Raw genomic sequence first — 9,713 nt, forward strand, 5'->3', positions numbered from 1 at the left:
GGTGGGGAATTCCGCACCTTACGTTAAAATCCACAAGAGTTGCCAGAACAGATGGGAGCAGAGCTGGCCGGTTGACAGGCACCTCAGGAGATTTCTGTAAACAGATCCTTGAGGGCTGTGCGGGCGGCCAGGTGCTTGCGGGTGGACTCGAGAATTTCGGCTTCGCGGCGCAGCCGGCTTTCGGTGTTGACCATTTCCAGCAGCGCTTGCTGCTCCTGAGGGGCTCCCTGGAAGTGGCTGGCCACCCAGTAGGACAACTCTACAGGGGTGGTGGGAAGCTGCTCCGGCAGCTCGGTATCGCGCTCCATCAATTTGCCCGAAAGACGCACCACGTCCTGCAGGAGAGTCGTAACCTGGCGCGCCCAGCTCTGCAGCTCCTCGGAAGAGGTGGTCGGCTCATCCTCGATCCATTCCACCAGCCCCACCCGGAAGGGCTTTTCCCGCACGTAATCCAGGACGCGGAAGCGCTGCTGCCCCAAGGTCAAAATGTCCATGCGGTCATCCGGCAACCGCTGCACCTGCAACACCTCAGCACAACAGCCTATCCGCACCGGGGATCCCGTCTGGGGATTGAACATCAGCACCCCGAAGCGGCGATCCGTCTCCAGGATGGTGTTGATCATCATGCGGTAGCGGTACTCGAAAATGTGCAGCGGCAGGGGGCGGCCCGGAAACAGTACCACCTCCGGCAAGGGAAACAGGGGCAGCTCGCGAACATCCACGGAAGAAGAAGGCATAGGGCTTGTGCTTCTCGCTGTACTGAGTCTAGCCCATCTTGAAAGGCCTTCGGCCCGCCAGCGCGAACGGCCAATCTGGTCGCCTTTGCTGAAGTCGAACGGGGCCGGGATCCCTCAAAAGAAGCGGTGGTGCCAGACCGTGATGGCGATAGCCAGGGCATCGGCGGCATCATCCGGACGGGGCAGGTTGGGCAGGTTGAGCTCGCGGGCCACGGCGGCTTGTACGGCCTGTTTGTCGGCGCGTCCGTAGCCTGTCAGGCTTTGCTTGACTTGGGCAGGGGTAAACTCCACCGGCACCAGGTGATGTTGGGCCAAGGTGAGCAGGATCACGCCACGAGCTTGAGCGATGGCAATGGTGTTGCCCATTTTGTAGAAAAAGAGCTTTTCCAGCCCCACCTGATGCGGGCGCAGTTGGCACAGCAACTGGCTCAAGTCCTCGTACAGCGTTTGCAGCCGTTCCGGCATCGAGTGTTGGCTAGGGGTGCTGATCACCCCATAATCCACGGGTTTTAACCCGGCAGATCCCGCCAGAATGCAACCAAAACCCAAAGTTCCCAGGCCCGGATCCAACCCGAGGATGCGCTGCTCATCATAGCGCTCCGCGCCGCTATCGCGACGGGGAGGATTTGGCAACACCATCGTTGTGCAAATAGGTCAGGCCAGAGATCAGGGTGAGAACCACCGCCACCCAAAAACAAGGGATCCCGCCCGGCCACCCCAAAATCAGCAGAGCAATGGCCAGGATTTGGGTCACGGTCTTGGCTTTGCCCCAGAGATTGGCGCCGCGGATTTGGCTTTGGTTAGCCCGCCAACCGGCAATGACCAGCTCTCGCCCCACCAGCAAAAAGACTCCCCAGGCCGGGATCCGCCCCAACTCCAGCAGGCCCAGCAGGGCCGCCACCACCAGCAGCTTATCCACCAAAGGATCCAAAACTTTGCCCACATCGGTGATCAGCCCATAGCGGCGGGCCAAGTGGCCGTCCAGCCAATCGGTTGCCGCCGCCAGCAAAAACGCCCAGAGGGCCAGCCGCTCTCCCAACGGGGATCTCAGGCTCAGCCCCAGCAAAACAAAGGGGATCCCTGCCAACCGCAGCAGGGTAACGGCGGTGGGCAGGTTTACCCACGCCAGTTTGACACTTTGGACGGCGCCGGGATTGTCCACCTCAGATCTGGCCTCAAGGATAAAGTTAACCAGAATTATCGGTAACGGCCCAGGCGCTCGGTGAGCAGGTGGTAGAACCCTTCAGGATCTACTCCAAAAGCCACCTGGACATTGGCGGGACGGCCGCTGGATCCCCAGCGATCCACCACCGTCCGGCCCAGGTTCAAGGGGCTGGCCGTTTCCACCTCGACATAGCAGGGCTTGAGTTCAAACAACTGCGGCTGCAAGAGGTAGGCGATAACACAAGGGTCGTGCAAGGGCCCCCCCGGCAACCCGTAGCGCTCCACATCGACCTTACCGTAAAAGGTGAGCATGTTGGCCACCGTCTGCCCCACCTGGGTGTTGAGGGCGCGAATCCGCTCGATCCGCTCCGGCGTGCTGAGGACTTGTTGGGTGACGTGCAGACCCAGCATCACCACCTCTGGGATCCCGGCGCTGAGCACGATCTGGGCGGCGTGGGGATCGGTGAGGATGTTGAACTCGGCCGCCGGGGTGACATTGCCCTCAAAGGCGGATCCTCCCATGAACACCAGCCGCCCGATGCGCTCCACAAGCCGGGGCTGCTGCACCAGGGCCACCGCCAAGTTGGTCATCGGGCCCAGCAGCGCCAGGGTAACCGGCTCAGGGGCAGCCATCAGGGTCTCGATGAGAAATTGCACCGCGTGCCGGGATCCCAGCGGCATCTGCGGCTCCGGCAAATTGGCGCCGTCGATCCCGCTTTTGCCATGCACGTCCTCAGCAGTTTCCAGGGGGCGCAAGAGGGGGCGAGGGCAGCCGGCATAGACTCCCATCTGCGGCTGACCGGCCAACTCGCAGATCTGCCGCGCGTTGCGGCTGGTCTTCTCCACAGAGACATTGCCAGCCACCGTGGTAATGCCCAGCAACTGCAGCTCAGGTGAGGCCATCGCCAGCAGCAGGGCCACCGCATCGTCTTGGCCGGGGTCGCAATCGATGATCAGGGGCACCATAGGGATCCCGGTAGCGGCTTACTCCCCCAGTGTAGGCTTTTCTGCTGCGCTGGAGAGCAACTGGGGTGGGGCAAGTCTAGGCAGAGACGGGATGATCGCCTTCGATAGCCCGCACCTGATTGACAAAGAATTCTTCCAAAGATTGCCGCTGCCAATGCAAATCGGTCACCACCGCCCCCGCCTGGCTGAGAAGGGTCAGCAGCTCCGGCAGGGATCCGCTCCATTCCCCCGACCAATGGGATCCCTGGATCGAGAAGTGCCCTAGGCAGTCGCGGAACTGGTCGATGGCGCCACCGTGCCCTTGCACGCGGTAGCTTTTGCTCTGGCCCAGCAGCTCGTCCAACGTCCCCTGCTGCACCAATTTGCCGCCGACGATCAGGCCGACGCGGTTGCAGATCACCTCCACATCCCCCAGGATGTGGCTGTTAAAGAACACCGTTTTGCCCTGTTGCTTGAGGGACAAGATGATCTCCCGCATCTGGTAGCGGCCCATGGGATCCAGCCCCGACATCGGCTCATCCAGAAACACCAGCTCCGGGTCGTTGATCAGGGCTTGGGCCATGCCGGTGCGCTGCAGCATGCCCTTGGAGTAGGTGCGCAGTTGTTTTTTGCGGGCCGTATCTACAGAAAGCCCCACCAGCTCCAGCAGTTGCGGGATCCGCTCCCTGAGAAGGCTATCGGGCAGGCGAAACAGCTTGCCGGCAAAATGGAGAAATTCCCATGCTGTCAGGTAATCGTAAAAATAGGGGTTCTCCGGCAAATAGCCCACCTGTTGCTTGATGGAGCGATCCCCCAAAGGTTTGCCCAAGAGCGTGCCGCTGCCGCTGGTGGGCTCCACAATCCCCAGCAGGCATTTGATCGTGGTGGTTTTGCCGGCCCCGTTGGGCCCCAACAGCCCAAAGGTCTCGCCGCGGGCCACTGTCAAAGAAAAATCCTTGAGGGGGCTGACCACCTTGTTCAACCAAAAGCCAGTGCGATAGGTTTTGGTCAAGCCGGAGATGGCGATGGCCGGTTCGGGATGGAGGTCAGTCGCCTCTAGCGCAGGAGCAAGAGTCTCGCTCATGGGGGTGTCCGGGGTCAGGGTTGCTCAGCCTTCTGGAAGCGCCACTTGCTGGGTTGACCAGTGCTTGGCCCCTTCTTTCTTAAGTTTACCCAGCGGGCTTGGCCCAGCTTAAGTCTGTCTCAGCCTACACGCTCGCCTTCTGGATCTGGGATGATGAGTTCCAAGTTAGCTCCCAACGGGCGACTCTCAAAGGAGTGTTCCTTGCTGGATAAAACCCTGAGGCAGTGGAAGGAGCGGCTCTTGGCTCCGGTGCTGCAAACCCCTCTCCAACGGGTGCATCCCCTGGTCATTACCTTGTCGGGGTTTGCGGTGGGCCTGGCCTCTGGCGCAGCAGCGGCCTACGGGGCTTATGGATGGGGGCTGGGCCTGTGGCTGCTGAACCGGTTGATGGATGGGCTAGATGGCACCTTAGCTCGGCTGCAGGGGCGGCAAAGCGATCTGGGCGGCTACCTGGATATGCTGCTGGATGTGGTGGTGTATGCGGTCGTTCCCCTGGGGCTGGCCTTTCACCAGGGATCCCTGGCAGGCTATGCATTTCTGGCCCTGATGCTGGCCAGCTTTTACATCAACCTTTGCGCTTGGATGTACCTGGCGGGGCTGCTGGAAAAACGGCGAAGGGTTGTTTGCATCAACGGGACAGAGTCCTTAGGGGAACTGACCAGCCTAACCATGCCGCCTGGGCTGATCGAGGGCAGCGAAACCATCTTTCTCTACAGTTTGTTTTTCCTTTTCCCCGAGTACATGGTGGGTTTGTTTGGGCTGATGGCGATTCTGGTGCTCTTCAGCGCTGCGCAGCGGTTGATCTGGGCGCTGGGATCCTTTTCTGCTCCAAGGTCAGACTGGCAACAGTAAAACGGTTCGTCACCCAGCTTCCTAACTCCCCTCTCCCTCTGGGAGAGGGGTTGGGGGTGAGGGAAGCGGCGCGGAGTGATTGGGGAGTGTCTTCATCAGGTTTGAAACCAACTCTAATTCAAGTCGGTTTCGACCAGAGCGACCCCTTCTATCGCCAAAGCAGCCTCGGTCTCTTCTGGGCGCACATCCTGCAAAAAAGCTTCCAGAGAGGCTTGGGCTTCCGCCTCTGAATAGTGCTCCGCACCGCTCAGGCGATCGGCTCCTTCCGGCAGCCAGCCCAAAAACGGCAAGGGCAAGAGGGTGGAAAGGTTGGTCAGGATCAGCAGCAGCCCCAGCCGGCTGAAATCGGTCTCCGTCACCCCCAGCCCATGCATCAGCAGGGATCCCAGCTCTTGGGAGAGAAACCCCGCCAGATTAAAAGCCGACATCAGCAGGGCAAAGAGGGTGGCCTCGATCCCAGGGGGGCAAAGGCGGGCGGCCAAGACCAGCACCGGCATGAAGGCAATTTGCCCGGCCACCGTCAGCACCAAGCTGTCCCCCAAGCTAAACCAGTGATCGTCGATGCCCCAATCCCGATTGAGGTGATAGACCAAAATGAGGCTGGTCAGGCCCAATCCCGCCGAGAGCACCGTCATCCAGCCGAATAGGGGCCGCAGTGGGATCCGCCGCAGATACACCTGGAAGATCCCGACCCCCAGCAGGCTGGCCATGCTGGTTGCCAAGCGCACCTGACCCAAAAATTCCGGCCCAAAGCCGAGGTCGTTGGTAACAAAGTAAAAAAGAGCCACATCGGCGCTGGGAGTGGCCTGCCAAACGAATACAAACAGCACCGGCAGCAGAATGCTGGGCTGCCGCAGCGCCCGCCACACCTGGCGCACCTGTTGCTGCAAGGGATCCCAGCCTTGAGACAACGCCACCGGCTGATCGACAATCACCCAAGCCGCTAGAGCGATGAACAACGGCAAAAAGGCCGTCAGCCCAAACACCACCTGCGGCGAATAATGGGCCAAGAGCGCCCCTCCCAAATAGGCGGTGAGCAGGGATCCCAAGGCCGTTGCCCCCCAAGTCAAAGATTGCAGCGTGCCCGTCCCTGCCCAGTCATGGCCATGTACCCGCTCCACCACCAGCGAATCCACGATCACATCTCCCACCGCCACCGCCAGGGATCCCAAAACCATCCACAGGGTGGCCAGCCCAGCCGTCGGCGCCCACAGCGCCATGCCCAGCCAAGCCACGCACCCCAGAAGCCCAGAAAGCAAGAGGTAAGGACGACGGCGGTAGCCCGCTACGGGCACGGTATCCGACAGCAGGCCGTAGAGGGGTTTGAGGATCCAGGGACTCATGGCAACGCCCATCAACGCTGCCACCTGCGACGGGCTGAGGCCCAAGCTATCTTTCAGATAAAAGCTGGTGGCCAGCCGTGCCAAGCCCAGCGCCCCCTGCACAAAGTACACCAAGAGGATCCCGAATAGCTCTGGTGTCCAGTGGATATCCCGCAGCGGGGTCAGGGTGGAGGAGCGCAGCCGTTGCAGCAGAGGATGGAGCATGGGGGGTGCAGAGTTGCGTAGTGTTACATTTGCGCAGTGTTGCCTCGGCAACCGCAAAACCATCAGAAATCTTAACAGTCCCTTTACTCTAACCCGTCCAACCGGCTTGCGGGCACCAGGGGCCACGCTCTAAAACAACTGGACTGGTGGATACTTGCCCAGATTCCGAGCCCGCACTGGTCGGCAGCAGCCGGATGTGAGCATTTGGGAGTCATTTCTAGTCTAGAGAAGCCGTGACTTCCCTCTCTCTGGGAGAGGGGTTGGGGGGTGAGGGCCAGAAGACGAGGCTATTCCAGAGTGGCAGTAGGATGAAGGAGTAGTCTCAGAACATTTCCACCTCTTTCTGGCTGTGTTCACTGCTTCTCCTGCCGGTTGGGCGGCTGATGTCATCGCGCCTTTTGCTCCTCAAGTCTGGAGCTGGCGCGGCCATGCCATTCGCTACGTGGTGCAGGGATCCGGATCTCCGCTGGTCTTGGTGCATGGCTTTGGGGCTTCCATCGGCCATTGGCGGCACAACATCCCCGTGCTGGCTGAGGCGGGATACCGGGTCTATGCCCTGGATTTGCTGGGGTTTGGTGGCTCGGCCAAGCCTGCTCTCCCCTACAGCCTAGATCTGTGGGCGGAGTTGCTGGCGGATTTTTGGCAGCAGCACGTGCAGCAGCCGGCGGTGTTTATTGGCAATTCCATCGGGGCCTTGCTCAGCTTGATGATGGCCGCCCAACACCCTCAACTGGCCGCAGGGGCGGTGCTGCTCAACTGTGCCGGCGGCCTGAACCACCGCTCCCACGAGCTCAACCCGATTTTCCGCGTTTTCATGGCCGCCTTTACTGCCCTGGTAGCCTCTCCGGCGACCGGGCCGTGGGTGTTTGATCGGGTGCGGCAGCGGCAGCGGATCCGTGCCACCCTGAAACAGGTATATCGCAACCCCGCCGCCATTACCGATGAGCTGGTGGAGCTCCTCTATGCCCCTTCCTGTGATGTGGGCGCTCAGCAGGTGTTTGCTGCCATCCTCACCGCTCCTCCCGGCCCCACTCCCGAATCTCTGCTGCCCCAGGTGCGCTGTCCGCTGTTGGTGCTCTGGGGAGAAGAGGATCCCTGGACGCCCATTCAACGGGGATGCGGCTTTGAAAACCATGTGCAGGGGATCGACTACCAGTTTTTGCCCATTCCCAATACCGGCCATTGCCCCCATGACGAACGCCCAGAGGTGGTTAACCCTCTGATTGTGGGCTGGCTGCCCAGAGCCTTTGCGGCTGTTTGACAGGCTGTCCTCAGGTTTTTGGGGAAGTTTTTTGAGCAGATAGGCCCAACCAACTCCGTATTTTGGTCATCCAAACTTGAAGGGGCGAGGGCTGGGGCCGGATCGCCACCTGGATCGGCTCGTCTTGGAAGTCTGGATCTTTGAGGCGAAACCCAAACTCTAGGTCATCTTTCACTTTACTAAGACGGGGAAACAGCCTCACGGCTGCTTTTTTGAGCTCTTCTTCATTTTGGAAAATGGCCTGGTGAATGGCACCGGAACGCCCCACCGCCAGGGATCCCACCGGCAGCCAGGGGTTGGGCTTGCCGGGCGCGGGCTGGCGATGTCGAACAAAGATGTTGAACTCCGGCATCCCCTTGGCTTTCAGCTCGTCGTAGCGTTTGGCGGCTTCCTTGCGCTTGGCCGTGTTGGCTTTGGCCGGCTTTTTCTCCGGCCTGGATGGGCTGAAACCCTTGGACTGACTCATACCTGGCTTGACAAGAGGGGTGTTTTTGCAGCTTAGCGCAGATTGGATCCCTTCCTTCCAGGGTTGCTCCGACCGGCGTGCTATACTTATTGAGCCTTGGTGGGCGGTTGAAGAAGCCTACCAGCGGGATGTAGCGCAGCTTGGTAGCGCACTTCGTTCGGGACGAAGGGGTCGCAGGTTCGAATCCTGTCATCCCGATGGGCTTGGGCAAAATCGCGTTGGCCTCCCGGCTCCCCAGCCGGGAGAATATGTAGAGTAGACGGGCCTTGGCAAGGAGAAGGGGCAACGGCGCTTGGGGAGTGCCTCAATTGGGTTTGAGATAACCCAAGACCTGGGTGCTTTGGGTGTTGTTGGGCTGGTCTCGCCCAACGGGATTGGGGCAGCGGCAGGAGCCGCATGGCCCTGCTACCGTTCTATTGTGAACGCGCTGCTGCCAAACTCTGCCATGGAGAACCAACCGTGACCCACCTGGCCACCCCCTTCGACCTTCACCCCCGCGAAACCGGGTTTGATACCCCAGATGCCCTGCGTCTCAGCCAACGCCTCATTCAAGTGGGGATCGCCCTTTCTTCGGAAACGGATCTCAGGCGCCTGCTGGAACTGATTGTCGCCCAAGCCCGCGAGCTGACCTGCTGTGATGGCGCCAGCTTGTTCATCCGGGAGGGAGAAGAGTTGCGCTTTTTCGTGGTCAACCGCAACGAGGAGCTGCAGGATCTGCGCCTGCCCCTCACTCCTTCCAGCATTGTGGGCTATGTGGTGCTCACTGGGGAGAGCTTGAACTTGCCGGACGTCTATCGCTTGCCACCGGGCTTGCCCTATGCCTTCAACTCCCAAGTAGATCAGCAAACCGGCTACCGCACCCGCTCTTTGCTCACGGTGCCGCTGCGGGATCCCTCAGGAAACATCCTCGGCGCCCTGCAACTCTTGAACCGTCTCAGGCCGGATCGCCCTGCTGACCCAGCGCCCAACCAGGTGGCTGACTGGAGCCAGCCGTTTTCTGAGTTGGAAGTCCGGGTGGCCGAAGCCCTGGCTTCCCAGGCGGCGGTTGCCTATCAAAATGTGCGCTTGCGGGAAGAGCTGAAAGCCGCTCACCTGGAAACGATTTTCTGTCTGGCCCAGGCTGCCGAATACCGGGATCAAGACACCTCGTTTCACCTCAAGCGGATGAGCCACTACTCCCGCATTCTCGCCAAAGAGTTGGGCCTCTCCAGCCGAGAACAGGAGCTGATTTTCTACGCCAGCCCCCTGCACGATGTGGGCAAAATCGGGATCCCGGATGCCATCTTGCAAAAGCCAGGCCCCCTCACCCCTGAAGAGCGCCTGATCATGAACCGCCACCCTGAGATTGGCTACGAGATCCTCAGCAAGTCCGACTCGGAGCTGATGAAAAAAAGCGCCATCATTGCCCTCACCCACCACGAAAAGTTCGATGGCAGCGGCTACCCGCGGGGCCTCAAGGGCGAAGGGATCCCGCTGGAAGGGCGGATTGTGGCTTTGGCCGACGTGTTCGACGCCTTGGCCAGCCGCCGCCCCTACAAAGCAGCCTGGGATCTAGACGAGATCTTTCGCTTTGTGGAAAACAACAGCGGCAGCCACTTCGATCCCCACGTGGTGGCAGCTTTTAAGCGCGGGCGCGGCGAAATCCTGGAGATCTACC

General features: G+C 60.5%; 10 protein-coding genes and 1 tRNA gene. 4 read left to right on the forward strand and 7 right to left on the reverse strand.

Annotated elements, in window-relative coordinates; translation table 11 throughout:
• Nucleotides 1-83: 83 nt before the first annotated feature.
• The 5 genes from NW857_RS08005 to NW857_RS08025 all read right to left on the reverse strand — a co-directional run bounded on the left by NW857_RS08005 (nt 84) and on the right by NW857_RS08025 (nt 3,930).
• Nucleotides 84-737 carry an LON peptidase substrate-binding domain-containing protein gene (locus NW857_RS08005; RefSeq protein ID WP_414334760.1) on the reverse strand — a complete coding sequence of 218 codons (654 nt, stop codon included), beginning with the start codon at nt 735-737 and terminating at the stop codon, nt 84-86.
• A 114-nt stretch (nt 738-851) separates the two neighbouring features.
• The gene (ruvC, locus tag NW857_RS08010; protein ID WP_414334759.1) at nt 852-1,370 is read right to left on the reverse strand and encodes a crossover junction endodeoxyribonuclease RuvC; all 519 of its coding nucleotides are present in this window, start codon (nt 1,368-1,370) and stop codon (nt 852-854) included.
• Nucleotides 1,345-1,899 (reverse strand): CDP-diacylglycerol--glycerol-3-phosphate 3-phosphatidyltransferase, encoded by a 555-nt coding sequence (gene pgsA, locus NW857_RS08015; protein ID WP_414334758.1) that lies wholly within the window; start codon nt 1,897-1,899, stop codon nt 1,345-1,347. The genes ruvC and pgsA overlap by 26 nt, the downstream gene beginning before the upstream one ends.
• A gap of 35 nt (nt 1,900-1,934) precedes the next feature.
• Entirely contained in the window at nt 1,935-2,867 is a 933-nt protein-coding gene (locus tag NW857_RS08020) for a nucleoside hydrolase (RefSeq protein ID WP_414334757.1), read from the reverse strand.
• 76 nt (nt 2,868-2,943) lie between these two features.
• Nucleotides 2,944-3,930, reverse strand: a complete 987-nt coding sequence (locus tag NW857_RS08025) for an ABC transporter ATP-binding protein (RefSeq protein WP_414334756.1) — start codon at nt 3,928-3,930, stop codon at nt 2,944-2,946.
• 201 nt (nt 3,931-4,131) lie between these two features.
• Here NW857_RS08025 and NW857_RS08030 point away from each other — a divergent pair, with 201 nt between their 5' ends.
• Complete coding sequence (locus NW857_RS08030; RefSeq protein ID WP_414334755.1) at nt 4,132-4,782, forward strand: CDP-alcohol phosphatidyltransferase family protein; 651 nt, start codon at nt 4,132-4,134, stop codon at nt 4,780-4,782.
• Between the two features lie 113 nt (nt 4,783-4,895).
• Here NW857_RS08030 and NW857_RS08035 read toward each other — a convergent pair whose 3' ends face one another.
• On the reverse strand, nt 4,896-6,329 hold the full coding sequence (locus tag NW857_RS08035) for a folate/biopterin family MFS transporter (RefSeq protein ID WP_414334754.1): 1,434 nt from the start codon (nt 6,327-6,329) through the stop codon (nt 4,896-4,898).
• Nucleotides 6,330-6,678: 349 nt separating this feature from the next.
• On the opposite strand from NW857_RS08035, the gene NW857_RS08040 reads away from it, so the two are divergent.
• Entirely contained in the window at nt 6,679-7,590 is a 912-nt protein-coding gene (locus NW857_RS08040) for an alpha/beta fold hydrolase (RefSeq protein ID WP_414334753.1), read from the forward strand.
• 10 nt (nt 7,591-7,600) lie between these two features.
• Here NW857_RS08040 and NW857_RS08045 read toward each other — a convergent pair whose 3' ends face one another.
• Nucleotides 7,601-8,056 carry an HHL1-like protein gene (locus NW857_RS08045; RefSeq protein WP_414334752.1) on the reverse strand — a complete coding sequence of 152 codons (456 nt, stop codon included), beginning with the start codon at nt 8,054-8,056 and terminating at the stop codon, nt 7,601-7,603.
• Between the two features lie 124 nt (nt 8,057-8,180).
• Here NW857_RS08045 and NW857_RS08050 point away from each other — a divergent pair.
• Both NW857_RS08050 and NW857_RS08055 read left to right on the forward strand, forming a co-directional pair.
• A tRNA-Pro gene (locus NW857_RS08050) sits at nt 8,181-8,254 on the forward strand.
• A gap of 261 nt (nt 8,255-8,515) precedes the next feature.
• On the forward strand, nt 8,516-9,713 hold a 1,198-nt coding region (locus NW857_RS08055), incomplete at its 3' end, for an HD domain-containing phosphohydrolase (protein ID WP_414368594.1).

The organism is Synechococcus sp. H55.9 (genome assembly GCF_047462355.1).
GTDB lineage: Bacteria > Cyanobacteriota > Cyanobacteriia > Thermostichales > Thermostichaceae > Thermostichus.